Origin of the sequence: Enterobacter cloacae complex sp. P18RS (assembly GCF_014982105.1) — a bacterium.
In the GTDB taxonomy this organism is placed as follows: Bacteria; Pseudomonadota; Gammaproteobacteria; order Enterobacterales; family Enterobacteriaceae; genus Enterobacter; species Enterobacter hormaechei_C.
Genome location: NZ_JADCKV010000014.1, coordinates 12,928 through 38,164, shown reverse-complemented (window position 1 = coordinate 38,164; position 25,237 = coordinate 12,928). Strand labels below are relative to the sequence as shown.

The following is a 25,237-nucleotide window of genomic DNA, read 5'->3' as shown; positions in this document are numbered from 1 at the left end:
TGGATTGCCCGGTTGGCGCAGCCGCCACCGGGCTTTTTGTATTACGCTTTCTTCCCGCCGTACTGGCTGAACCACGCCAGCATTCTCTGCCAGCCATCTTTCGCCGATTCTGCGTGATAGCTCGGACGATAATCGGCATTAAACGCGTGTCCCGCATCCGGGTACACCACGATTTCGGCCTTCGCGTTTGCCGCCCGCAGCGCGTGGCGCATGGTCTCGACGGTATCAAGCGGAATGCCGGTATCCTGGCCGCCATACAGCCCTAGCACCGGGGCATTTAAATCGGTGGCGATATCAACTGGATGTTTCGGCGAGTTCAGGGTCTTTTCACCCACCAGTTTACCATACCAGGCCACAGCGGCTTTCAGCTGCGGATTGTGCGCGGCATACAGCCAGCTAATGCGTCCGCCCCAGCAGAAGCCGGTCACCATCAGACGGTGCGGGTCGCCACCGTTGCGCGCCGCCCAGCTGGCAACGTGGTCGAGATCGGCCAGCACCTGCGCGTCCGGCACTTTGCTGACCAGGTTGCTGAACAGCGTCGGGATGTCGCTGTAATCATTCGGATCGCCCTGACGGAAGTAGAGTTCCGGCGCAACGGCCAGGTAACCTTCCAGCGCCAGACGGCGGCAGAGGTCGCGAATATGTTCATGAACGCCAAATATTTCCTGCACCACGATCACGATGGGCAGCGGGCCATCGGCGGATTTTGGCCGCGCGTGGTACGCTGGCATGTTCTCTCCCTGGGAGGGAATGGAGGTCTCGCCTGCGGTAATGGCCTCTTCAGGGGTTGAGACGATGGTTGAAGCATGCGGGGCCGCAGCAGGTGCAAAACCGGTTTTTTCAGTCATGGCATTCTCCGTACCAATGAATGGATTAGCGCAAAGATAAATATAGACACCAGGTTAACAATCCACAGTGCCTTATAGCGTCTATCTTTTGTGCAGCACCCGGCGATATAACTTGTTAATGTGATGTGAATCACCATTTTATGGAAATTAACTGCAATCATTTTCATTCATGGTGAGGTGTGTCACGAAATAATGCACATTGCTTCTGTAAAGTACCGTTTTACTTCTTCTGACAAACCGACCCACAGAGGAGTCACCTATGTCTAAGTCTGATGTTTTTCATCTCGGCCTCACTAAAAACGATTTACAAGGGGCTACGCTTGCTATCGTCCCTGGCGATCCTGAGCGTGTGGAAAAGATCGCCGCGCTGATGGATAAGCCGGTTAAGCTGGCAGCGCATCGCGAATTCACCACCTGGCGCGCAGAGCTGGACGGTAAAGCGGTGATCGTGTGCTCTACCGGTATTGGTGGCCCGTCTACCTCTATCGCCGTTGAAGAGCTGGCGCAGCTGGGCATTCGTACTTTCCTGCGCATCGGCACCACAGGCGCCATTCAGCCGCACATCAACGTGGGCGACGTGCTGGTTACCACCGCATCCGTGCGTCTGGACGGGGCAAGCCTGCACTTTGCACCGATGGAATTCCCGGCAGTGGCCGATTTCGAATGCACCACCGCGCTGGTTGAAGCCGCGAAGTCCGTGGGCGCAACCACCCACGTGGGCGTAACTGCCTCTTCCGATACCTTCTACCCGGGCCAGGAGCGTTACGACACCTTCTCTGGTCGCGTGGTGAGCCGTTTCAAAGGCTCCATGGAAGAGTGGCAGTCGATGGGCGTCATGAACTACGAAATGGAATCTGCGACGCTGCTGACCATGTGCGCAAGCCAGGGTCTGCGTGCCGGTATGGTGGCGGGCGTTATCGTCAACCGTACCCAGCAGGAGATCCCGAACGCTGAAACCATGAAGCAGACTGAAAGCCATGCGGTGAAAATCGTGGTTGAAGCGGCGCGCCGCCTGATCTAATTCTCTCTTCAGTGCTGAAAGGCCGACATGCTCGGCCTTTTCTTTTTGCGTAACGCCTCGCAGGAAAACCCTTTCAAACTGGACGTTTATACAGCACAATTCTATTTTGTGCGGTAATACGTTGATGCAGGGGGCATTGTGGATATCTCAATCCTTATTTATGCAGTGATTGCGCTGGTGAGCGTGGGGATTGGCTGGCTCATTTCCGGCTACCAGCATGCGCAGCAGAAAGCCGAACAGCTGGCAGAGCGCGAAGAGATCGTCGCTGAACTTAGCGCGACGAAACAACAGCTTGCGCTGAGTGACCACTGGCGCGACGAATGCGAACTGCTCAATAACGAACTGCGCAATCTGCGTGATATCAATACCTCGCTGGAGGCCGATCTCCGTGAAGTGACCACCCGTCTTGAGTCCACCCAACTGCACGCCGAAGACAAAATCCGTCAGATGATCAACAGCGAGCAGCGTCTTAGCGAGCAGTTTGAGAACCTCGCGAACCGCATTTTTGAGCACAGCAATCGCCGCGTGGATGAGCAGAACCGCCAGAGCCTGAACAGCCTGCTGACGCCGCTGCGTGAACAGCTGGATGGCTTTCGCCGTCAGGTACAGGACAGCTTTGGTCAGGAAGCCCGCGAACGCCACACGCTGGCGCATGAAATTCGTAATCTCCAGCAGCTGAATGCGCAGATGGCGCAGGAGGCGGTTAACCTGACGCGCGCACTGAAAGGTGATAACAAAGCGCAGGGAAACTGGGGCGAAGTGGTCATGACGCGCGTGCTGGAGGCCTCTGGCCTGCGCGAAGGATACGAATACGAAACGCAGGTCAGCATTGAGAACGATGCGCGCTCGCGGATGCAGCCGGATGTCATTGTTCGTCTGCCACAGGGCAAAGATGTGGTTATCGACGCCAAAATGACGCTGGTGGCCTATGAGCGCTACTTCAACGCTGAGGATGACTACACCCGCGAAACAGCGTTGCAGGAGCACATCGCCTCCGTGCGTAACCATATCCGTCTGTTGGGCAGAAAAGATTATCAGCAGTTGCCGGGGCTGCGATCGCTGGATTATGTGCTGATGTTCATTCCGGTCGAGCCTGCGTTCCTGCTGGCGCTCGACAGACAGCCCGAACTGATCACCGAAGCGCTGAAAAATAACATTATGCTGGTCAGCCCCACCACGCTACTGGTGGCGTTACGTACCATTGCCAACCTGTGGCGCTATGAGCACCAAAGCCGTAACGCGCAGCAGATTGCCGATCGCGCCAGCAAGCTGTACGACAAAATGCGGCTGTTTGTGGACGATATGTCCTCGGTGGGGCAAAGCCTGGATCGCGCGCAGGATAACTACCGCCAGGCGATGAAAAAACTCTCCTCCGGGCGTGGCAATTTGCTGGCGCAGGCGGAGGCGTTTCGCAGCCTGGGGGTGGAAGTTAAACGCGAGATTAATCCGGAACTGGTGGAGCAGGCTACCGCTCAGGACGAAGAGTTTCGTCTGCGTGAAGGCGACGGTAAGCAAAATAGCCGCAATGAAGACAACGATTTAGCGGCGAGTTTATCCCCCGAAGCGCAGCCGGCGCGTTTCTTTCACGGTGGTTGAAACGTAGGGCAAATGCGCCCAATCTGTTACACTTCACGAACATTTGACTGATTAGCAGGCTCTGAGATGGTTGACGATTCACAAGACACAACGCACTTTGGCTTTCAGACTGTCGCCAAAGCGCAGAAAGCTGACATGGTGGCCCACGTATTTCATTCCGTGGCGGCGAAGTACGATGTGATGAATGATTTGATGTCATTTGGCATTCATCGCTTGTGGAAGCGCTTCACTATTGATTGCAGCGGCGTGCGCCGTGGACAAACGGTGCTGGATTTAGCCGGAGGCACAGGGGATCTGACCGCTAAATTCTCCCGTCTGGTTGGCGAAACCGGCCGCGTGGTGCTGGCGGATATCAACGACTCCATGCTGAAAATGGGACGCGAAAAGCTGCGTAACATCGGCGTGGTAGGCAACGTTGAATATGTTCAGGCCAACGCCGAAGCGCTGCCGTTCCCGGATAATACGTTCGACTGCATCACCATCTCTTTCGGTCTGCGTAACGTGACCGATAAAGATAAAGCGCTGCGCTCCATGTACCGCGTGCTTAAGCCGGGCGGTCGACTGCTGGTACTCGAGTTTTCTAAACCGATTATCGACCCGCTGAGCAAAGCTTACGATGCCTATTCCTTCCACGTTCTGCCGCGCATCGGCGAGCTGGTGGCAAACGATGCAGAAAGTTACCGTTATCTGGCCGAGTCCATCCGAATGCACCCGGATCAGGACACGCTGAAAGCGATGATGCAGGATGCGGAGTTTGAAAACGTGGAATACTTCAATATGACGGCGGGTGTCGTCGCGCTGCATCGTGGTTACAAGTTCTGAGTGGAGGTTTCCCGTGCCCATTAAACCCTTAGTCACCGCTGGCATCGAGAATGTGCTGAATGCCTTTCTGTATCGCGCTCCGGCGCTGAAAACCGCACGTCAGCGGCTTAACGGAAAGGTGCTGCGCATCGTTTTAAAGGAGTTCTCGACGCCGCTTGTGTTGGTCTTCAGCGAACGCCAGCTTGACGTTCTGGGTGAGTGGGAAGGCGAGGCTGACTGCTCGGTGATTACGCACATGAGCGTATTGCCAAAACTGCGTGACCGTCAGCAGATGACGGCGCTTATTCGCAGCGGTGAGCTGGAGGTCGAAGGCGATATTCAGGTGGTACAGAACTTCGTTGCACTCAGCGATCAGGCTGAATTCGACCCGGCGGAACTGATGGCGCCCTATATCGGCGACATCGCGGCTGAAGGTATAAGCAAAACGCTGCGCACGGGTTCCGCTTTCCTGCGTAAAGGTCTGCTCCGTCAACAGCGCTACGCTGCCGAGGTGCTGACCGAAGAGTGGCGTATGGCGCCGGGGCCTTTAGAAGTCGCCTGGTTTGCAGAAGAGACCGCGGCAGTTGAGCGCGCAGTTGATGCGTTAACCAAACGGCTGGAAAAACTGGAGGGCAAATGACGCCTGGTGAAATTCGGCGCCTCTATTTTATCGTTCGCACCTTTTTGAGCTACGGGCTCGACGAGCTTATCCCCAGAATGCGTATCACCCTGCCGCTTCGGCTTTGGCGTCGCACTCTGTTCTGGATGCCGAATCGCCATAAGGATCAGGAGCTGGGCGCACGCCTGCGTCTTGCGTTACAGGAGCTGGGCCCGGTCTGGATCAAGTTTGGGCAGATGCTCTCAACACGTCGCGACCTTTTCCCACCGCAGATTGCCGATCAGCTCGCGCTATTGCAGGACCGCGTTGCTCCGTTTGACGGAGAGAGAGCGAAGAAACAAATCGAAGAAGCGATGGGCAATATCCCCATCGAGACCTGGTTTGATGATTTCGATATTCAGCCCCTGGCCTCTGCCTCTATTGCGCAGGTTCACACCGCGCGCCTGAAGGAAAATGGCAAAGAGGTGGTCATCAAAGTGATTCGTCCGGATATCCTGCCGGTTATCAAAGCAGACATGAAGCTGATTTATCGCCTGGCTCGCTGGGTGCCGCGTCTGTTGCCGGATGGTCGCCGTCTGCGTCCGCTGGAAGTGGTTCGGGAATACGAAAAAACGCTGATTGACGAGCTTAACCTGCTGCGTGAATCGGCGAACGCCATTCAGCTGCGTCGAAACTTTGAAGACAGCCCGATGCTGTATGTTCCTGAAGTCTATTCTGACTATTGCAGTCAGAACATGATGGTAATGGAACGTATCTACGGTATTCCGGTCTCGGACGTGGCGGCGCTGGAAAAACAGGGCACCAACATGAAGCTGCTGGCCGAGCGTGGCGTGCAGGTCTTCTTTACTCAGGTTTTCCGCGACAGCTTCTTCCATGCAGACATGCATCCGGGCAACATCTTCGTCAGCTATGAGCACCCGGAAGATCCGAAATACATCGGCATCGACTGCGGTATTGTCGGCTCGCTAAATAAAGAGGATAAGCGCTACCTCGCAGAGAACTTTATCGCTTTCTTCAATCGCGACTACCGTAAGGTGGCCGAGCTGCACGTGGATTCAGGCTGGGTTCCGCCAGATACCAACGTGGAAGAGTTTGAATTTGCGATCCGCACCGTCTGTGAGCCGATTTTTGAAAAGCCGCTCTCGGAGATCTCTTTCGGACACGTCCTGCTCAACCTGTTCAACACCGCACGCCGTTTCAATATGGAAGTGCAGCCACAATTAGTTTTACTTCAGAAAACATTACTTTACGTTGAGGGCGTAGGCCGCCAGCTCTATCCTCAGTTAGACTTGTGGAAAACCGCGAAACCGTTCCTCGAATCCTGGATTAAGGATCAGGTCGGTATTCCAGCCCTGGTTCGCTCGCTTAAAGAGAAAGGCCCGTTCTGGATTGAAAAAATGCCTGAAATTCCTGAACTGGTATACGACAGTTTGCGTCAGAGCAAGAACCTTCAGCACAGCATGGATAAAATCGCGCACGAGCTTCAATCCAGTCGCGTGCGTCAGGGGCAGTCCCGCTATCTCTTCGGAATTGGCGCGACGCTGCTGATAAGCGGCACGTTGCTGTTGATCAATCGTCCGGACTGGGAAATGATGCCAGCCTGGATTATGGCTGCCGGTGTGGTTGTCTGGCTTGCTGGCTGGCGAAAAACGCGCTGAATTAGCGTCGCTATCGAGAGATTGCATACGTATAATGCGATCTGACTAATTAATCATCTATCACTGGGGAACACGCATGGGTGGTATCAGTATCTGGCAGTTAGTGATCATTGCCGTCATCGTTGTGCTGCTGTTTGGCACGAAAAAACTCGGATCGATTGGTTCCGACCTGGGCGCGTCAATCAAAGGCTTCAAGAAAGCCATGAGCGATGATGAGAATAAGCAGGAAAAAACCAGTCAGGATGCTGATTTTACCGCTAAATCCATCGCCGATAAGCAGGACGAAGCCAAAAAGGAAGAGGCTAAACGTCACGATAAAGAGCAGGTGTAATTCGTGTTCGACATTGGTTTTGGTGAGTTACTGCTGGTCTTTGTGATTGGTCTGATTGTGTTGGGGCCGCAGCGTTTACCCGTTGCGGTGAAAACCGTCGTGGGCTGGGTGCGGGCGCTTCGCTCGCTGGCAACTACCGTGCAGAACGAACTGGCGCAGGAGCTGAAGCTTCAGGAATTTCAGGACAGCCTGAAAAAGGTTGAAAAGGCGAGTATGGACAACCTGACGCCGGAGCTGAAAGCATCAATGGATGAGTTGCGCGAAGCGGCTGAATCCATGAAGCGTTCTTACAGTATTAACGATCCTGAGAAGGCGAGCGATGAAGCAAACACCATCCACAATCCGGTGGTGAAGGGTAGCGAAGAGCAGCGCGAGGGTGTAACGCCTTCCAGCGCGGAGCATCAGGCTGCTTCGCCAGAGCAATCGCCGCAGGAGCCCGAAGTGAAAAAGCAGGTGCCGCCGGAAGAGCCCGTGGTCAAAACGGCTGAGGTAAAACCCGCCGCGCCCGTTTCCGAATCATCCCCCTCGTCGAGTGATAAAGCGTAAACATGGCAGTAGATGATACTCAACCGCTTATTACGCACCTCATTGAGCTGCGTAAGCGCCTGTTAAACTGCATTATTGCGGTTTTCCTCATTTTTTTATGTCTGGTCTATTTTGCCAACGATATCTATCAGGTGGTTTCCGCGCCGCTGATTAAACAGATGCCTCTGGGCGCGACGATGATTGCAACAGACGTTGCTTCACCGTTCTTTACCCCGATCAAACTGACCTTCTGGGTGTCGTTGATTGCCTCTGCGCCGGTCATTTTGTATCAGGTCTGGGCATTTGTGGCGCCCGCGCTGTACAAGCATGAACGCAAGCTGGTTATTCCGCTGCTGGTGTCCAGTTCGCTGCTGTTTTATATCGGCATGGCGTTCGCCTACTTCGTTGTCTTCCCGCTGGCCTTCGGCTTCCTGACGCATACCGCACCGGAAGGGGTACAGGTGTCGACGGACATCGCCAGCTACCTCAGCTTCGTGATGGCGCTGTTTATGGCCTTTGGTGTCGCCTTCGAGGTGCCCGTAGCAATTGTCCTGCTCTGCTGGGTGGGGGTGACCACGCCTGACGATCTGCGTAAGAAGCGCCCGTACATCCTGGTGGGGGCATTTGTCGTAGGTATGCTGTTAACGCCACCGGACGTCTTCTCGCAAACCTTACTGGCGATACCTATGTACTGCCTGTTTGAAGTCGGCGTGTTCTTCGCTCGTTTCTACGTCGGAAAGGGGCGTACCCGGGACGAAGAAGACGAGCCGTCTGAAGAGACTACTAAAGAATAAAACCAACCGCCCGTCAGGGCGGTTGTCATATGGGGATACGTATGTTTGATATCGGGCTTAACCTCACCAGCGCCCAGTTTGCGAAAGACCACGATGAGGTGGTGGCGCGCGCCTTTGCCGCCGGCGTGGGTGGGCTGCTACTGACGGGAACGAATCTGCATGAGAGTGAGCAGGCACGGCAGCTGGCGCAACGCTATCAACACTGCTGGTCCACCGCAGGCGTGCATCCTCATGACAGCAGCCAGTGGACGCATGAAAGCGCTGAGGCGCTTCATCGTCTGGCACAAACGCCAGAAGTGGTTGCCATTGGCGAATGCGGGCTTGATTTCAACCGTAACTTCTCGACGCCTGAAGAGCAGGAGAAGGCATTTACCGCCCAGCTCGCGCTGGCAGCAGAGCTGGAGATGCCGGTGTTTATGCACTGTCGCGATGCGCATGAACGTTTTATGGCGCTTCTGGAACCCTGGCTGGAGAAACTACCGGGCGCGGTGTTGCACTGCTTTACGGGCTCCCGTCAGGAAGCGCTGGACTGCCTGAACCGCGGGCTGTATTTGGGTATCACGGGCTGGGTCTGCGATGAGCGTCGTGGGCTGGAGCTGCGCGAGCTGTTACCCGTTATCCCGGCCGATCGTTTGCTGCTGGAAACGGATGCGCCGTATCTGTTGCCCCGGGATATGCAGCCCAAACCGCCATCACGACGTAATGAACCGGCCTACCTGGGGCATATTGCTGAGCGAGTGGCGCACTGGCGCGGAGAAGATACCCAGTGGCTGGCAGCACAAACCGATGATAACGTGCGTCGTCTGTTCGGCGTGCAGTTCTAAACTTTGCGGAAATCGGTGTTTTTAACGCTCTGCAACACCTCTTTGTTCAGCAGGTTGAGCAGCAGCATGGAGCGCGCTTCACCGTCCGGCTCAGCGAAGATGGCCTGTAACCCTTCAAAGGCGCCTTCGGTGATCACCACGCTGTCGCCGGCATAAGGGGTTTCCGGATCGGTAATATCTTCAGGCTGCTGGTAGACAGAAAGCTGATGAATAACCGATGGCGGTACTCTTGCCGGATGGGCGCCAAAACGCACAAAATGGCTGACGCCGCGCGTGGCGCTGATCGTCGTGGTGTGGATCACTTCGGGGTCGAACTCGACGAACAGATAGTTCGGGAACAGAGGCTCACTGACGGTCGTGCGTCTTCCACGCTGCATTTTTTCAAGCGTGATCACGGGTGTCAGGCAGTTAACAGACTGACGTTCAAGATGTTCCTGCGCGCGCTGAAGTTGCCCGCGTTTGCAATACAGTAAATACCAGGCCTGCATAATCACTCTTCCCATTGTTCGGGGCGCAAGCATACCAAAACCCTGGCGGGATCGCTAAGGTGATTATAATGGCGAAAAAGAGAGTAAGTCGTGGAAGTTCACGCTAATTTAACAAAATTACAGCATCACGCGGTCTTACGCCGTATAATGAAGCGCTTACAGAGAGGCCATGATTAACTGCATGAAATACCACGATCTACGCGACTTCCTGGCGCTGCTGGAAAAGCAGGGCGAACTCAAACGCATTACGCTTCCTGTTGATCCGTATCTGGAAATGACAGAAATCGCTGACCGCACCCTGCGCGCGGGCGGCCCGGCGTTGCTGTTTGAAAACCCAAAAGGCTACGCCATGCCGGTGCTGTGCAATCTGTTTGGCACACCTCGCCGCGTTGCGCTGGGGATGGGACAGGAAGATGTCACGGCGTTACGTGAAGTGGGCAAACTGCTGGCCTTTCTTAAAGAGCCGGAGCCGCCAAAAGGGTTCCGCGACCTGTTCGACAAGCTGCCGCAGTTTAAGCAGGTGCTGAACATGCCCACCAAACGCCTGCGCGGTGCGCCGTGCCAGCAAAAAGTGCTGGAAGGCGATGCGGTGGATCTGACCAAAATTCCCATCATGCAGTGCTGGCCTGACGATGCCGCACCGCTGATCACCTGGGGCCTCACCGTGACGCGTGGGCCGCATAAAGAGCGTCAAAACCTCGGCATTTATCGCCAGCAGCTGATTGGCAAAAACAAGCTCATCATGCGCTGGTTGTCCCATCGCGGTGGGGCGCTGGATTTCCAGGAGTGGTGCGCGGCCCATCCGGGCGAACGCTTCCCGGTTTCCGTCGCGCTGGGTGCCGATCCGGCAACCATTCTGGGCGCGGTGACGCCTGTTCCTGATACGCTGTCTGAATATGCCTTTGCAGGGCTGCTGCGCGGCACCAAAACCGAAGTGGTGAAGTGCATCTCCAGTGACCTGGAAGTGCCGGCCAGCGCAGAGATTGTGCTGGAAGGTTACATTGAACAGGGCGAGCTGGCGCCCGAAGGGCCGTACGGCGACCACACCGGCTATTACAACGAAGTGGATAACTTCCCGGTGTTCACCGTCACGCACATTACCCAGCGTGAAGATGCCATCTATCACTCCACCTATACCGGCCGTCCACCCGACGAACCGGCGGTGCTTGGCGTGGCGCTGAACGAAGTGTTTGTGCCGATCCTGCAAAAGCAGTTCCCGGAAATCGTTGATTTTTATCTGCCGCCGGAAGGGTGTTCGTATCGCCTGGCGGTGGTGACGATGAAGAAGCAGTATGCCGGTCACGCTAAGCGCGTGATGATGGGCGTATGGTCTTTCCTGCGCCAGTTTATGTATACCAAGTTTGTGATTGTCTGCGATGATGACGTCAATGCCCGCGACTGGAATGACGTCATCTGGGCCATCACCACGCGTATGGATCCGGCGCGTGATACGGTGTTAGTGGAAAACACGCCGATTGATTACCTGGACTTTGCCTCGCCGGTTTCCGGCCTTGGCTCAAAAATGGGACTGGATGCCACGAACAAATGGCCTGGCGAAACCGACCGTGAATGGGGTCGCCCGATCGAAAAAGATCCTGCCGTGACCGCGCGAATTGACGCGATCTGGGACGAGCTGGCCATAATGAATAACGGTAAGGCAGAATAAGACCGTTTAGCCCTATAGACTTCCCGACAGAGAGAGCGAATGACAACCTTAAGCTGTAAAGTGACGTCGGTAGATGCTATTACCGACACCGTATATCGCGTCCGCTTGGTTCCTGAAGCGGCCTTCTCATTCCGTGCCGGTCAGTACCTGATGGTCGTGATGGACGAGCGTGATAAGCGTCCTTTCTCTATGGCCTCAACGCCAGCAGAGAAGGAATTTATTGAGCTGCATATTGGTGCGTCTGAGCTTAACCTGTACGCGATGGCCGTGATGGACCGCATCCTGAAAGAGCGTGAAATCGTGGTCGATATTCCTCATGGCGAGGCCTGGCTGCGTGAAGACGAAGACCGTCCGCTGATCCTGATTGCCGGTGGCACGGGCTTCTCTTATGTCCGCTCTATTCTGCTGACCGCGCTGGCGCGCAACCCGAATCGCGATATCACCATCTACTGGGGCGGCCGTGAAGAGAAGCATCTTTACGATCTGTCTGAGCTGGAAGCGCTGAGCGTAAATCATCCAAACCTGCGCATCGAGCCGGTTGTCGAGCAGCCTGAAGAGGGCTGGCGCGGGCGCAGCGGTACGGTGCTGACTGCGGTATTGCAGGATCATGGGACGCTGGCCGGGCACGATATCTATATTGCCGGTCGCTTTGAAATGGCAAAAATTGCCCGCGACCTGTTCTGCAACGAGCGTGACGCGCGGGAAGATCGTCTGTTTGGCGATGCGTTTGCGTTTATCTGATTGAGAGACCCGCTTCGGCGGGTTTTTTACGCTCGGGCATTAGCCTGGTGAAAATTTAACCTTGAAATGGGCGGCGCATTGCCGTTATTCTTGTTCCCGTTAAATTTCGCCCTCAGGAGCGCCCCACAAAAATGAACAAACACAACTGATGAATTTCGATCCTTGCTCAACGCACCGCGTCGGCAGGGGATGTTTTGATTTCATTCAGGAGTGCTTATGGCTCATTTTGCGCAGTCCCCCTCTTTTATTTTGCATCAGGTCACCTGTCAGTTTGCGACGGGCGATATCCTTTTTGGTCCGCTGAATCTTTCTCTGGATGCGTCAGTGTGCGCGCTGGTTGGCCGCAACGGCAGCGGTAAAACACGTCTTCTGCGGCTGCTGGCAGGGGTTGATGAACCCGCCAGCGGTCATATTGAGCGCTTTGGCACACACGTCTATGTGGCGCAGCAGCAGGATATTTCTGCGGATACGACTCTTGCCGGACTGCTTGGTTACGACGCGATCTTTGCGGCGCGCACGCGCATCGACAGCGGTCATTATGAACCCGACGATCTCGACACGCTCGATGGTTACTGGGATCTGGCTGAACGGCTGAGCCAGGCTTTTATCACTGCAAAACTTCCCCCTTTTGACCCGAATAAACGCGCGGCAGAGCTGAGCGGCGGCGAGCGCATTCGTGCCTTGCTGTGCGGCGCATTCGCCGCAGATGCTGATTACCTGCTGCTGGACGAACCGACCAACCACCTCGACAGGCAAGGCCGCGTGTGGTTCTACGAGCAGCTTTCCCGGTATCAGGGCGGGGTACTGGTGGCCTCTCACGACCGTGAGTTGCTGGCCCAGGTACCGCGTATCCTTGAACTGAGCGCGTTGGGCTTGCGCAGCTACGGGGGGAATTATGCTGACTATCGAACCCAGCGTGATGCTGAGCAACTGGCTGCCCGCGCCGCGCTGGAGCATGCTGCCACCGAGCGCAAGCGTACCCGCGCCCGTATGCATAAAGAGCATGACGACAGCCTGCGGCGTTCAGCCAAAACGCTTCGCACGGTCGACAGCCTTAACATCGCCTCGTTTGAACGGGTCAAATACAAAGGGGCGGCGAAAGAGCGTATTGGTTCCTGGAAAAAACAGCATAGCGATCAAAATCATGCTCTGAACGCTGCGGTCAACCAGGCACGCGAGCGGGTTGAAGAGGATAACGCGGTGATGTTTACCCTGCCGGGCAGTGAAATCCCGGAAGGAAAACAGGTGCTGGTGCTGGAAGAACTGGTGCTTCCGCACGTGCCTGTCTGCCCGATAAACTGGCGAATGGATGGCCCGATGCGCGTGGCGCTACGCGGGCCGAACGGCTGTGGAAAATCCACGCTGTTGAAAGTGATGTTGGGCGAAACCGCCCCTGTTACGGGAACCTGTAAGGTCTCCGTCAGGTGTGCTTATCTCGATCAGCATCTTTCCCGGCTGGATCTGTCGCAGTCGGTGATGACGCACCTTAGCCTGGGCAATACGCCGCTCGAAGAGGGGGCGCTGCGTACCCGTTTAGCGCAGCTTCAGCTGGGCGCAGAGAAAGTGACACTCCCACTGGCCGAACTGAGTGGCGGCGAGCGCCTGAAGGCCGCGCTGGCCTGCGTATTGTGGCGTGAAGCGGCAACGCAGCTGTTGCTTCTGGATGAGCCGACCAACCATCTTGATCTGGCCTCTGTTCAGGCCATTGAAGCGGCCTTAGCCGATTACCCCGGCGCGCTGCTGGTGGTGTCGCATGATGAAGCCTTTCTGGCAGGGCTGAAGCTGACGCATGAACTGGTATGGGAAGAGACGGGATGGCGATGTGAAAGCCTGTAAACACAAGCCCCCGCAAGGGCGGGGGCAAACAAACTTTATCAGGCTAACTGCTTGCGAAGGTCAGGGTTTGCCTGGATCAGGCGCATCAGCTTTAGCTCGGCTGGGGTAGGTTTTTCACGTTTTGACTCCCACTCCAGCACCATCGCTACGCTGACACCCATCGCTCTTGCGAATTCATCTGTTTTCAGGCCCGATCCTTTGCGTAAACGCTCAAATTCACTAAAAGGATTGGACTTTTGATTCAGGGTAACCGTCGGCGGTACATCTTTAAAAATAATCTGTTCCAGGCTGCTCAGCAGCTCAAACTCAGGATCTTTTAATTCCATTGAGAACTCCTCATAAATCACACATCGGGATCATGAACATCAGAGAGCCTGTTAAGAATAGTCCCTAAACCAGACACAGGATCGTCACGGCTGTGATTAATTGTGCGATAACGATCGCTTTACGCGTTTCAGCTATATGGATAGTTATGCTAATTACCTGATTAGTCATATGTAGGGATGCACAGGTATTTTTTTGTAAATAGTCAGTACAAAAACGGGAATACCCGTTTTGCATGAAAACTCTATCTTGCAAGGCTGACCTGGACTATCCTTGTCAGCGTTGGGCACGCGTGTGCCGGTGTGCGCTTTTTGGGTGAAAGGAGTAATAAAATGGCGACAGGAAAGTCCTGCTCTCGCTGGTTTGCGCCTATTGCGGCGTTGTTGATGGTTGTTAGCCTGAGTGGGTGTTTCGATAAAGAAGGCGATCAGCGCAAAGCGTTTATCGATTTTCTACAGAATACAGTGATGCGTAGCGGCGAGCGTTTACCAACGCTGACTGCGGATCAGAAAAAACAGTTTGGTCCATTCGTGTCGGATTACGCCATTCTGTATGGCTATTCACAACAGGTAAGCCAGGCGATGGATTCCGGTATTCGCCCGGTAGTGGATAGCGTGAATGCTATTCGCGTTCCACAGGATTATATGACCCAGCGCGAACCGCTGCGCCAGTCAAATGGCGCGCTTGGGGTACTGAGCCAGCAGCTGCAAAATGCCAAAATGCAGGCTGATGCGTCGCGTTCCGCGTTGAAGCAGGGCGAGGATCTCAAACCGGTCTATGACCAGGTGTATGAGAAAGTCGTGACCAAGCCGTCAAACGCCTTGCAACCGCTGATCCCGGCGGCGCAGGTCTTTACTCAGCAGCTGGTTCAGGTGGGTGACTTTATCAGTGAACAAGGTACGCAGGTGAGCTTCGTCTCTAACGGTATCCAGTTCCCGACCTCCCAGCAGGCGAGCCAGTACAATGCGCTGATCGGGCCGCTCGCGTCCCAGCACCAGGCCTTTAGCCAGGCCTGGAGCGCAGCGGTCGCTGCTACGGAATAAGAAAAACCCCCGCTTCGGCGGGGTTTTTTTTATGCTTGATGAAAATAACGCTTGTCATTCATCTACCACATCGGTATAACTATGTCCGTCGGTTTGTTACACAGACCTAAAGCAGTTTAGTAAAGCAGTCCAGATTGTTATCCATAGATACCCTTCGTAGTGACCCTTCCTTCATCGCTTAAAAATCTGTAACGCAATCCATCAAGCCGGAAGGCACAATATATTTGTTAATAAGGTAATTTCTATGTCTGCTAAAATGACTGGTCTGGTAAAATGGTTCAACGCTGATAAAGGTTTCGGCTTCATCACTCCTGACGATGGCTCTAAAGACGTGTTCGTACACTTCTCTGCTATCCAGAACGATGGCTACAAATCTCTGGATGAAGGTCAGAAAGTTTCCTTCACCATCGAAAGCGGCGCTAAAGGCCCAGCAGCTGGTAACGTTGTAAGCCTGTAAGCTTCCAGCCCAGTAGCACAAAATTCAAAAACCCGCCTTCTGGCGGGTTTTTTCGTTTCTACTGTTGTATCTGTGGGTTAACGCAGTTCTTATCCACTTTACCGCCGAGCGCGGCAATCAGGTTATCCACGGCGGTCGCCGCCATATTGTAGCGTGTTTCATGAGTGGCAGAGCCGATGTGAGGCAGGGCGACGACGTTCGGCATGGTCAGTAGCGGAGAATCCACCGGCAGCGGCTCCTGTTCAAACACGTCCAGACCGGCGGCGTGGATCTCACCGTTTTGCAGTGCCTCAATCAGCGCCTTCTCATCGACCACCGGACCACGACCCGCGTTGATGAAAATGGCCGATTTCTTCATCTTTTCAAACGCCGCTTTGCCGATGAGATGACGCGTTTCATCCGTCAGCGGCAGGATCAGGCAGACAAAGTCGGCTTCCCGCAACAGCGTATCAAGCTCGCAGTAGCGGGCATTGAAACGTTCTTCAGCTTCAGTGTGGTGACGGCGTGCGTTATACAGAATGGGCATGCTGAAGCCGAAATGCGCGCGCTGTGCCAGTGCCAGACCGATGCGGCCCATCCCAACAATCCCCAGCGTTTTGCCATGAACGTCCACGCCGAACCAGTCCGGGCCAATGCTTTTCGTCCATTCGCCCGCTTTCACGCGCTCGGCCACTTCCACCACGCGACGCGCGGTACTGAGCACCAGCGCCATCAGCGTGTCGGCGACGGTTTCCGTCAGGGCATGCGGCGTGTGCATCAGCAGGATATTGCGCGCGTTTAGCGCATCCACGTCGAAATTGTCGTATCCCACCGAAACGGTTGAGGTAGCACGAAGCTTCGGCATTTTCTCCAGCAGCGCTGCATCCACCTTTTCGCTCGAACCCAGCAGGCCCTCGGCGCTGGCAAACGCGTCGGCGTGCTGTGCCACGGTTTCCGGGCTGAGGTTCTTGACCCGGGTAACGGTAAAGTGTTCTTCCAGGCGTTTTTGCAGGTCTTCAGGCAGTGCTTTGTACAAAATGACGGACGGCTTCATGCTAATCTCCGTTGATTTTAAAAGGATTCAGGCGTGGCGTGCGCCGACGGGTAGCTGTTGATTATTAGCAGGCTTAACAATCAGAGTAAGCCATACCGAGGCAAAAAGCGCCACCCCCATAAAGATGTAAGAGGCCGATGGGCTGCCGGTGGCGCCGTTCAGATAGCCCACAAACCACGAGCCAAAGAACGAACCCAGCGCGCCCATACTGTTGATCAACGCCATCGCGCCCCCAGCGACGTTACGCGGCAGCATTTCCGGGATGATGGCAAAGAACGGACCATACGGGGCATACATGGCCGCACCCGCAATCACCAGCAGCGTATACGAAGCCCAGAAGTGGTTTGCGCCCACGGCCCAGGAGCCAATGAAGGCAAAAGCAGCGATCAGCAGCAGTGGCCAGACGAACAGCTTACGGTTTTGCAGCTTGTCCGATGCCCAGGAGACGATAATCATCGCGATGGTCGCAGCCAGGTAAGGCACCGATGACAGCCAGCCCACTTCCACCATGCCAAGGTTTTCACCGCCGCTGCGGATAATCGACGGCAGCCACAGCACAAAGCCGTACACGCCAATACTCCAGGTAAAATACTGTGCGCACAGCAGAATAACGTTCCTGGAGCGGAAGGCTTCACCGTAGTTACGCACCGCTTTCAGCCCCTGCTGCTCTTTATCCAACTGCGCCTGGAGCGCGGCTTTTTCGTCCTCAGAAAGCCATTTTGCCTGGGCTGGCTTATCTTTCACCAGCACCCACCAGCAGAAGGCCCAGATAATCGCGGGAACCCCTTCGATGATGAACATCTCGCGCCAGCCGAAGGACTGGATCAGGTAGCCGGAAACCACCGACATCCACAGCACGGTGACCGGGTTACCGAGTATCAGGAACGTATTGGCACGTGAACGCTCAGATTTTGTGAACCAGTTGCTGATATAAATCAGCATTGCTGGCATGACGGCCGCCTCAACCACGCCGAGAATAAAGCGAATAGCCGCCAGAGCAGGAATGTTATTCACCACGCCAGTAAGCGACGCACAGGCACCCCATAAGATCAGGCAGATGAAAATGAGCTTTCGCACGCTGCGGCGTTCAGCGTAAATCGCGCCGGGGATCTGGAAGAAGAAATAACCCAGGAAGAAGAGGGCACCCAGCAGGGAGGAGACCCCTTTGGTGATCCCGAGGTCTTCGTTGATCCCGGCGGCGGATGCGAAACTGAAGTTGGCACGATCCAGGTACGCCAGGCTGTACGTGATAAACACGATTGGCATGATGTACCACCAGCGTTTTACTGCATTGGTCGAACTGTTCATAGGCTTGCCTCTGTTGTTGAGGTTGTTGCCGCCGTTGTCTGTAGGGTACACGGTGGCTTAATTATCTGGTGCGGATTGCTGCCCTCACCCAGGCCTTCTCCCACAGGGAGAGGGAATTTAGACGCCGAGCTCTGCTCGTGTTGGTAATCCTTCGCTGTCGCCCTGCACCTGAATCGCCAGCGAACCAATTTTGTTGCCTCGCGCCACGGCCTGCGACAGCGGTTTGCCCTCCAGCAGGGCGCTGATGACCCCGATGGCAAACCCATCGCCCGCGCCCACGGTATCGACCACGTTGTCGACTTTTACCGCAGCGACAGCGCCTTGCTCACCGTCGGCAGTTTTGAACCATGCGCCGTCGGCACCGGTTTTCAGCACCACGGCTTTTACCCCTCTGTTGAGGTAAAAATCAGCAATGCCTTCGGGCGTGCTTTCGCCAGTGAGGATCATTCCCTCTTTTATGCCCGGCAGAACCCAGTCCGCCTGAAACGCCAGTCGGTTTAGTTTCTCAGCCATCTCCGCTTCGCTTTTCCACAGCACCGGGCGCAGGTTAGGATCGAAAGAGATCGTTTTGCCCTGTGCTTTCATTGCCGAAGCCGCGTGATCCAGTAAATCGTACGAGCTGGTCGAGAGCGCCGCCGCCACGCCGCTCAGGTGCAGGTGGCGCGCGGAGGAGAAATACGCGGCGTGATAATCATCCACGGAGAGATGGCTTGCCGCTGAGCCTTTGCGGAAATACTCCACGATGGGATCGGTTCCATTTTCAACTTTAGATTTCAGCTGAAAGCCCGTCGCAAAGCGTCCGTCGAGGGTCACGCCTGCGGCATCAATGCCCTCTTTTTTCAGTGAGTCGAGAATAAAATGGCCAAAGCTGTCATTTCCCACGCGGCTTACCCAGCCGACATTCAGCCCCAGCCGCGCAAGTCCGGTAGCAACATTCAGCTCGGCACCTGCCACGCGTTTAATGAAGTGCTCCACTGCGCTCAGCTCGCCCGTTTCGGTGGCGACAAACATCGCCATGGCCTCGCCAATGGTGATGACATCCAGCGTCTTGTGCATGGTTTACTCCTCGCGCAGCAGGTTGACGTAATGGCGGGTGACGGCGGTGAGATCCGTCCCTTCCAGCGGAAATTCGATACCGCGTGGCGCATCGGCAGGGAGTTGATTAAGCAGATCCCGCCAGCGAGAATCGGTCTGATCCGGTGCGACGGCGCGGAACTGCGCCTTATGTGGGACTGCGGACTTCACATGAATATAGCTCACGGCGGGAGCCAGCTGACGTGCAGCCTCTTCCGGGGAGTCGCCAACCCACAGCCAGTTGCCCATATCGAACGTCAGCGTGACCGGCAGCGCCATTACCCGGCAGGCGGCTTTGAAGCGCTGCATCGGCGCGAGCTGCCCGCAGTCGGTCTGGTCGTTTTCCACCACCAGCGTCATGCCGCTTTCATCCAGCAGTGTGCGCAGGGCTTCAAGCGGCTGTTTGTCGCTGAAATGACCCAGCGAGACTTTAAGCCACAGCGCGTTCAGGGCGCTGGCTTCGCTAAGGTAGCGCGGGAGATCCGTGTTGAGGGTGCCATCGGGCATAAACAGGGGGGCCGGGGCGGAGTAGCACGCCAGTAAACCCAGCAGTTCAATGGACTCGCCGAGCGCAGGCAGGGCCATTAACTCGTCGTTGCTGAAGAGCTCGCGGCGGATTTCAACGCCATCAGCTCCCGCGCCGGCAATAACGGGAAGCATTGCCCGTTGACCGCCTGCCTGTCGCACCTGATCCGCACCATACGCGGCGGTGACCACCATAATTTTCCTGCTCATTTCCTGACTCCAGAGCGTAATCGATAGTATTACGCTAGATGGAACCGGTTCCAAAGAAAAGATCGGGATGCTGAATTTATGATCGCTGTCACGAAGGGGGAATTAACGGGCAGTAGAGCCGCGAACGATCAGCTCGCCGGAAAAAACCTGCTCGCGTACGGCGTCGCGGGTGCCTTCAATGCGGCGAACCACTTGTTCAACCGCGGCAAAGCCGATCTGCCAGGTGGGCTGTTTGAGGGTGGTGATGCCTACGCCAGCAAGTTCTGCCCACTCCAGTTCATCAAAGCCGAGTAAGCCGATGTCGCTGCCCCAGTGCAGGCCAATGCGTTTAAGCGAGCGGGCAACCTGAAGCGTCAGCGCCCCGTTCGCGGAGATCACCGCTTTGCGCATTCCCCGATGGCGGGTATGGAACTGGCGCAGGGTATTATCCAGCTGCCCGGCTTCATGCAGGGGGATTTCGGCATTCTCGGCGATCACGCCGGGATATCGCGCCAGCGTGGCACGAAATGCAGCCAGGCGGTCGCGGCGGGTGTTAACCATGCCCAGCGGTTCGCTCAGGAATAAAATGGCTTCGAAGCCCTGTTCAATCAGGTGCTCAGTGGCGGTGGTGGCCGCCTGGGTGTTATCCAGCCCGACCACATCGCAGGCAAATTCCGGGATTTTTCGGTCAATAAGCACCATTGGCAGAGAGGATTGTTGCAGGCGATTTAGCCCCTCTTCTCGCATCCCGACGGCATTCACCACAATCCCTTCCACCTGATAGCTGCGCAGCAGATCGAGGTAATGCAGCTCCTGATCAACCTCGTTATTGGTGTTACAGACCAGCGGGGTAAAGCCTTTCTCACGGCACGCCGCTTCGATGCCGCTGAGGACGTTTACGGAGTAGGGGTTGGTGATATCGGCGATGATGAGGCCAATCAGACGGGTGCGTCCCCGCTTGAGGCCGCGCGCCATCAGGCTGGGACGGTAGTCGAGATCGGCAATGGCCTGTTCGATTCGCGCCAGCAGCGCATCGGAAAGCAGGTGTTTCTCGCCGTTGAGGTAGCGTGAAATGCTGGTTTTACCGGTTTTGGCGGCTTTCGCCACGTCGCTGATGGTGGCCCGGGTTGGTTTGATCATCGCTGATTTCCCTGAATTTAGTGAGAATACCTTAGCGGGAAAATCTGGCGAATCAAGCTATTTGCCGGGTGGCGCTGCGCTTACCGGAGGTTGCGGTCTGATGTCCTCACCCCAACCCTCTCCCACGGGAGAGGGCGCAAACACTAAAAACGGCAACGGGGTTGCCGTTTTGCTTTTACCTACTGCACCGGGCTTAACGTAATCTCAACGCGGCGGTTCTGCGCTTTTCCTTCCGCCGTGCTGTTGCTGGCGATCGGGTTAGCCGGACCCATGCCGCTGGTGCGGATGCGGTTCGCTTCTACGCCCTGGGCGATCAGCGAGCTGGCCACGGAATCGGCGCGCTGCTGGGACAGACGCATGTTCAGATCCTGGCTGCCGGTGCTGTCGGTGTAGCCAATCACGTTCACGGCAGTTTTATTGTACTCTTTCAGCACCGCGGCCACGCCGGTCAGGGTGTTTGCGCCGGCGGGTTTCAGCGTCGCGCTGCTGCTGTCAAAGGTCACGTTGTTTGGCATGTTCAGGATGATGTTGTCACCGCTGCGCGTCACGCTCACGCCCGTACCTTTCATTTTGTCACGCAGTTTTGCTTCCTGCACGTCCATGTAATAACCCACGCCGCCGCCCAGGGCTGCGCCTGCCGCTGCGCCAATCAGCGCACCTTTGCCGCGATCTTTCTTGGAGGAGGAGAGTGCGCCAACGCCAGCGCCCACCAGGGAACCAATACCCGCGCCAATGCCGGATTTGCCCGCTTCGCGTTCACCGGTGTAAGGGTTGGTTGTGCAGCCAGAAACAGCCAGTGCGCCGCTCACCAGAGCGGCAATAACGAGTACGCGTTTTTTCATCTTATTTCCTTAATCCTTTTTATTCTTTGCCACGATGGACGTGGCAGTGGATTATGACGTCCGGATACGGAGAAAATTCAGTGTATAACTCTGAAATTTGTCACAAACGATAAACTGCCTCAATGAAAGGCCGAAACACCTGCACGCAACCAGGAGCGCACGCTTTGAGCACCTCAACAAAAACCATTCTGACCGCCGCCCACTGGGGGCCGATGCTGGTCGAAACCGATGGCGACACTGTGCTGTCGTCTCGCGGGGCTTTGCCTTCGCGCCATCTCAACTCTTTACAGACCGTCGTTCGCGATCAGGTACACAGTAAAACCCGCGTCCGCTGGCCGATGGTGCGTAAAGGCTTTCTGGCGTCACCGGATAAGCCGCAGGGTATTCGTGGGCAGGATGAGTTCGTACGCGTGAGCTGGGACGACGCGCTGGCGCTGATCCATACCCAGCATAAACGCATTCGCGACAGCTATGGCCCGTCGTCCATTTTTGCCGGCTCCTATGGCTGGCGCTCGAACGGCGTGCTGCATAAGGCCGCAACCCTGCTGCAACGCTATATGAGCCTGGCCGGAGGATACACCGGCCATCTGGGCGATTACTCGACCGGCGCGGCGCAGGCAATCATGCCGTATGTCGTGGGCGGGAATGAGGTTTATCAGCAGCAGACCAGCTGGCCGCTGGTGCTGGAGCATGCGGAGGTGGTGGTGCTCTGGAGCGCCAACCCGCTCAATACCCTGAAAATTGCCTGGAATGCGTCCGACGAGCAGGGCGTTTCCTACTTTGATGCGCTGCGCAAAAGCGGCAAGCGCATCATCTGTATCGATCCGATGCGTTCTGAAACGCTGGATTTCTTCGGCGACAGCGCCGAGTGGATCGCGCCGCATATGGGCACCGACGTGGCGATGATGCTGGGCATCGCCCACACCCTGGTGGAGAACGGCTGGCACGATACGGAATTTCTGGCGCGCTGCACCACGGGCTTCGATAAATTTGCCGACTACCTGACGGGACAAACCGACGGTATCGCCAAAACCGCAGAGTGGGCTGCGGCGATTTGCGGCGTTGATGCCGTTAAAATCCGCGAACTGGCGACGTTATTCCATAGCCGTGTCACGATGCTCATGTCCGGCTGGGGGATGCAGCGCCAGCAGTTTGGCGAGCAGAAGCACTGGATGCTGGTGACGCTCGCCGCGATGCTCGGGCAGATTGGCACACCCGGCGGCGGTTTTGGGCTTTCCTATCACTTTGCTAACGGCGGCAACCCGACGCGAAAAGCCGCGGTGCTGGCCTCCATGCAGGGCTCAGTGCAGGGTGGCGTGGACGCGGTAGATAAAATTCCGGTGGCACGCATTGTTGAAGCCCTGGAGAACCCAGGCGGGTTTTATCAGCACAACGGCCAGGATCGGCATTTCCCGGATATTAAGTTTGTCTGGTGGGCGGGTGGGGCCAACTTCACCCATCACCAGGATACTAACCGCCTGATCCGCGCCTGGCAGAAACCGGAGCTGGTGGTGATCTCGGAGTGCTTCTGGACCGCGTCAGCGAAACATGCCGATATCGTTTTGCCCGCCACGACCTCGTTCGAGCGTAACGATCTCACCATGACGGGGGATTACAGCAATCAGCATATGGTGCCGATGAAGCGCGTCGTGGCTCCCCGGGATGAAGCGCGGGATGATTTTGATGTCTTTGCCGACCTGAGTGAAATGTGGGAAGCGGGCGGTCGGGAGCGTTTCACCGAGGGCAAAACCGATCTGCAATGGCTGGAAACGTTTTACCAGATTGCCAGCCAGCGCGGGGCTGCGCAGGGCGTGACGCTGCCGCCATTCGCTGAGTTCTGGGAGGCGAATCAACTCTTCGAAATGCCGGAAAGCGAGCAGAATGCGCGGTTTGTGCGCTTTGCTGACTTCCGTCGCGATCCGGAGAATCACCCGCTAAAAACCGAAAGCGGGAAGATTGTGATCTACAGCGAACGCATCGCCAGCTTTGGCTACGCGGACTGTCCGCCACATCCGGCGTGGCTGGAGCCGGACGAATGGCATGGCAATGCGCAGCCGGGGCAGCTTCAGCTGCTGTCTGCCCATCCCGCCCATCGTCTGCACAGCCAGCTCAACTATTCGGCTTTGCGCGAGCAGTATGCGGTGGCGGGTCGTGAGCCGATTGCGCTGAACAGCGATGACGCAAAGGCGCGGGGGATTAACCACGGCGACCTCGTTCGGGTCTGGAACGCGCGCGGGCAGGTGCTGGCAGGCGCCGTGGTGAGTGACGGGATCCGCCCTGGCGTTTTCTGCATTCATCAGGGCGCATGGCCGGATCTGGCGCTGGACGAGGGCGGTATTTGTAAGAACGGCGCCGTAAACGTGCTGACCAAAGATCTCCCCAGCTCGAAGCTGGGGAATGGCTGCGCGGGGAATACGGCGCTGGCATGGGTGGAGAAATATGAGGGGCCGGCGCTTACCCTTACGGCGTTTGATCCGCCTGCCAGCTCATGATCCACGTCGGGTGTTGGGTATCATCCTGCCAGGCGCTGTCTTCGATGCGAAAACCCTGAGCATGATAGAAATTCACCGCCCGCACGTTTTTCTGATACACCTCCAGAGTTAAATACGGATAGTGCTGCTGAACGTGGTTCAGCAGCGCACGCCCGATCCCCTTTCCGATGAACGCCGGGGCGATAAACAACGCCCCCACGAACTGGAACTGCATGACGCTGATAAAACCGCACAGGGTACCGTTTTCTTCCCAGACCCAGGTCTCGGCGGCGGGAAGGTATTCATCCCGCACTACCGCTTCATTCGCTTGCCAGTAACTTGCGTCGATAAACGGATGCGCCTCGGTGGTGCTCTCCAGCCACAGACTCAAAAGCGGAGCGGTGTCCTCACTTTGCCATTTGCGGATCATGGTGGCCCTCCGGATGGCAGAAGCAGCCCGTAATGTGGTCATTGACCAGCCCGCAGGCCTGCATAAAGGAGTAACAGATGGTGGTGCCCACAAACTTAAAGCCGCGTTTTTTCAGCGCTTTCGACAGGGCATCTGAGGCGGGGGTCGACGTTGGGATCTCTGCAAGCGTGGCGGCCTGCGTCACCTTCGGCTCGTTATCCACAAACGACCAGACGAATGCTGAGAAGGGTTCGCCGTTTTGCTCCATCGCCAGATAAGCACGCGCGTTACCAATAATGGCCTGAATTTTACCGCGATGGCGGATGATACCGGTATCCAGAACCAGCCTTTCCACGTCGTCGTCGGTCATGGCGGCAACCGCAGCCGGATCGAACTGGTGGAAGGCTTTGCGATAGTTCTCACGCTTTTTCAGAACGGTGATCCACGACAGTCCGGCCTGCTGGCCTTCAAGGCAAATCATTTCAAACAGTTTTTTACCGTCGGTTTCCGGTACGCCCCATTCCTTGTCGTGATAATCGATATAAAGCTGATCCTGGCTTACCCAGCCGCAACGTTGCATAGGTCATCTCCCTTCCTGATACGGTAAACGCAAAAATTTCAATCTGCCCGGCTTGACGTGTCTGCTAAAGAGACAATAGTTAATACAGGGCTAT

Annotated in this window: 26 protein-coding genes; 15 read left to right on the top strand and 11 right to left on the bottom strand. The window is 56.1% G+C overall.

The annotated features are described in order from the left end of the window. Window positions 1-41: 41 nt before the first annotated feature. Window positions 42-848, bottom strand: coding sequence for a dienelactone hydrolase family protein (locus INF61_RS10640; RefSeq protein ID WP_003860793.1), 807 nt, complete (start codon window positions 846-848; stop codon window positions 42-44). Between the two features lie 259 nt (window positions 849-1,107). Here INF61_RS10640 and udp point away from each other — a divergent pair, with 259 nt between their 5' ends. From udp to tatD, 9 genes are all read left to right on the top strand, one after another. Next, window positions 1,108-1,869, top strand: a complete 762-nt coding sequence (gene udp / locus INF61_RS10635; protein WP_003860792.1) for a uridine phosphorylase — start codon at window positions 1,108-1,110, stop codon at window positions 1,867-1,869. Window positions 1,870-2,007: 138 nt separating this feature from the next. Beyond that, entirely contained in the window at window positions 2,008-3,465 is a 1,458-nt protein-coding gene (gene rmuC / locus INF61_RS10630; RefSeq protein ID WP_017383581.1) for a DNA recombination protein RmuC, read from the top strand. A 66-nt stretch (window positions 3,466-3,531) separates the two neighbouring features. After that, window positions 3,532-4,287 carry a bifunctional demethylmenaquinone methyltransferase/2-methoxy-6-polyprenyl-1,4-benzoquinol methylase UbiE gene (ubiE, locus tag INF61_RS10625; RefSeq protein WP_003860790.1) on the top strand — a complete coding sequence of 252 codons (756 nt, stop codon included), beginning with the start codon at window positions 3,532-3,534 and terminating at the stop codon, window positions 4,285-4,287. Window positions 4,288-4,300: 13 nt separating this feature from the next. Next, a complete protein-coding gene (locus INF61_RS10620) occupies window positions 4,301-4,906 on the top strand; it encodes an SCP2 domain-containing protein (protein WP_023295740.1) in 606 nt (201 codons plus the stop codon). Further along, window positions 4,903-6,543: a ubiquinone biosynthesis regulatory protein kinase UbiB gene (ubiB, locus tag INF61_RS10615; protein ID WP_017694740.1), complete on the top strand. Its 1,641-nt coding sequence runs from the start codon at window positions 4,903-4,905 to the stop codon at window positions 6,541-6,543. The genes INF61_RS10620 and ubiB overlap by 4 nt, the downstream gene beginning before the upstream one ends. Before the next feature lie 76 nt (window positions 6,544-6,619). Then, entirely contained in the window at window positions 6,620-6,874 is a 255-nt protein-coding gene (gene tatA, locus INF61_RS10610) for a Sec-independent protein translocase subunit TatA (protein WP_003860787.1), read from the top strand. Window positions 6,875-6,877: 3 nt separating this feature from the next. Next, window positions 6,878-7,420, top strand: a complete 543-nt coding sequence (tatB, locus tag INF61_RS10605) for a Sec-independent protein translocase protein TatB (protein WP_003860783.1) — start codon at window positions 6,878-6,880, stop codon at window positions 7,418-7,420. A gap of 2 nt (window positions 7,421-7,422) precedes the next feature. Next, window positions 7,423-8,193, top strand: a complete 771-nt coding sequence (gene tatC, locus INF61_RS10600) for a Sec-independent protein translocase subunit TatC (protein ID WP_015569997.1) — start codon at window positions 7,423-7,425, stop codon at window positions 8,191-8,193. Window positions 8,194-8,234: 41 nt separating this feature from the next. Beyond that, window positions 8,235-9,017, top strand: coding sequence for a 3'-5' ssDNA/RNA exonuclease TatD (gene tatD / locus INF61_RS10595; protein WP_058688723.1), 783 nt, complete (start codon window positions 8,235-8,237; stop codon window positions 9,015-9,017). Here the strand turns inward: tatD and rfaH are convergent. Further along, window positions 9,014-9,505 carry a transcription/translation regulatory transformer protein RfaH gene (gene rfaH / locus INF61_RS10590; protein WP_058688724.1) on the bottom strand — a complete coding sequence of 164 codons (492 nt, stop codon included), beginning with the start codon at window positions 9,503-9,505 and terminating at the stop codon, window positions 9,014-9,016. The genes tatD and rfaH overlap by 4 nt on opposite strands. Window positions 9,506-9,674: 169 nt before the next feature. Between rfaH and ubiD the strand changes: the two genes are divergently transcribed. From ubiD to INF61_RS10575, 3 genes are all read left to right on the top strand, one after another. Further along, a complete protein-coding gene (gene ubiD, locus INF61_RS10585) occupies window positions 9,675-11,171 on the top strand; it encodes a 4-hydroxy-3-polyprenylbenzoate decarboxylase (protein WP_032652159.1) in 1,497 nt (498 codons plus the stop codon). 39 nt (window positions 11,172-11,210) lie between these two features. Continuing rightward, a complete protein-coding gene (gene fre, locus INF61_RS10580) occupies window positions 11,211-11,912 on the top strand; it encodes an NAD(P)H-flavin reductase (protein WP_003860778.1) in 702 nt (233 codons plus the stop codon). Window positions 11,913-12,128: 216 nt separating this feature from the next. Continuing rightward, window positions 12,129-13,748, top strand: a complete 1,620-nt coding sequence (locus tag INF61_RS10575) for an ABC-F family ATP-binding cassette domain-containing protein (RefSeq protein ID WP_193547760.1) — start codon at window positions 12,129-12,131, stop codon at window positions 13,746-13,748. Window positions 13,749-13,786: 38 nt separating this feature from the next. On the opposite strand, the gene INF61_RS10570 is transcribed toward INF61_RS10575, so the two are convergent. Further along, window positions 13,787-14,074, bottom strand: a complete 288-nt coding sequence (locus INF61_RS10570) for an HTH-type transcriptional regulator (protein ID WP_003860776.1) — start codon at window positions 14,072-14,074, stop codon at window positions 13,787-13,789. 330 nt (window positions 14,075-14,404) lie between these two features. On the opposite strand from INF61_RS10570, the gene INF61_RS10565 reads away from it, so the two are divergent. Together INF61_RS10565 and cspA are read left to right on the top strand one after the other, a co-directional pair. After that, complete coding sequence (locus INF61_RS10565; protein WP_017383576.1) at window positions 14,405-15,115, top strand: DUF3053 domain-containing protein; 711 nt, start codon at window positions 14,405-14,407, stop codon at window positions 15,113-15,115. Window positions 15,116-15,359: 244 nt separating this feature from the next. After that, window positions 15,360-15,572: an RNA chaperone/antiterminator CspA gene (gene cspA, locus INF61_RS10560; protein ID WP_003860775.1), complete on the top strand. Its 213-nt coding sequence runs from the start codon at window positions 15,360-15,362 to the stop codon at window positions 15,570-15,572. A gap of 58 nt (window positions 15,573-15,630) precedes the next feature. Here cspA and ghrB read toward each other — a convergent pair whose 3' ends face one another. From ghrB to INF61_RS10530, 6 genes are all read right to left on the bottom strand, one after another. After that, window positions 15,631-16,605 (bottom strand): glyoxylate/hydroxypyruvate reductase GhrB, encoded by a 975-nt coding sequence (gene ghrB / locus INF61_RS10555; RefSeq protein WP_032673092.1) that lies wholly within the window; start codon window positions 16,603-16,605, stop codon window positions 15,631-15,633. 27 nt (window positions 16,606-16,632) lie between these two features. Further along, the gene (locus tag INF61_RS10550) at window positions 16,633-17,913 is read right to left on the bottom strand and encodes an MFS transporter (RefSeq protein WP_001089079.1); all 1,281 of its coding nucleotides are present in this window, start codon (window positions 17,911-17,913) and stop codon (window positions 16,633-16,635) included. 117 nt (window positions 17,914-18,030) lie between these two features. Continuing rightward, the gene (locus INF61_RS10545; RefSeq protein ID WP_193547759.1) at window positions 18,031-18,969 is read right to left on the bottom strand and encodes a sugar kinase; all 939 of its coding nucleotides are present in this window, start codon (window positions 18,967-18,969) and stop codon (window positions 18,031-18,033) included. A gap of 3 nt (window positions 18,970-18,972) precedes the next feature. Continuing rightward, entirely contained in the window at window positions 18,973-19,722 is a 750-nt protein-coding gene (locus tag INF61_RS10540; RefSeq protein WP_193547758.1) for a sugar phosphate isomerase/epimerase, read from the bottom strand. Window positions 19,723-19,824: 102 nt separating this feature from the next. Next, window positions 19,825-20,841 (bottom strand): LacI family DNA-binding transcriptional regulator, encoded by a 1,017-nt coding sequence (locus tag INF61_RS10535; protein ID WP_040117076.1) that lies wholly within the window; start codon window positions 20,839-20,841, stop codon window positions 19,825-19,827. Between the two features lie 179 nt (window positions 20,842-21,020). Beyond that, window positions 21,021-21,683, bottom strand: a complete 663-nt coding sequence (locus tag INF61_RS10530; protein ID WP_015569987.1) for an OmpA family lipoprotein — start codon at window positions 21,681-21,683, stop codon at window positions 21,021-21,023. A gap of 122 nt (window positions 21,684-21,805) precedes the next feature. On the opposite strand from INF61_RS10530, the gene INF61_RS10525 reads away from it, so the two are divergent. Next, window positions 21,806-24,175, top strand: a complete 2,370-nt coding sequence (locus INF61_RS10525; protein ID WP_044488942.1) for a molybdopterin guanine dinucleotide-containing S/N-oxide reductase — start codon at window positions 21,806-21,808, stop codon at window positions 24,173-24,175. Here INF61_RS10525 and INF61_RS10520 read toward each other — a convergent pair. Beyond that, window positions 24,144-24,584, bottom strand: coding sequence for an N-acetyltransferase (locus INF61_RS10520; protein WP_015569985.1), 441 nt, complete (start codon window positions 24,582-24,584; stop codon window positions 24,144-24,146). The genes INF61_RS10525 and INF61_RS10520 overlap by 32 nt on opposite strands. Next, entirely contained in the window at window positions 24,562-25,143 is a 582-nt protein-coding gene (tag, locus tag INF61_RS10515; protein ID WP_017383572.1) for a DNA-3-methyladenine glycosylase I, read from the bottom strand. The genes INF61_RS10520 and tag overlap by 23 nt, the downstream gene beginning before the upstream one ends. Window positions 25,144-25,237: the final 94 nt, after the last annotated feature.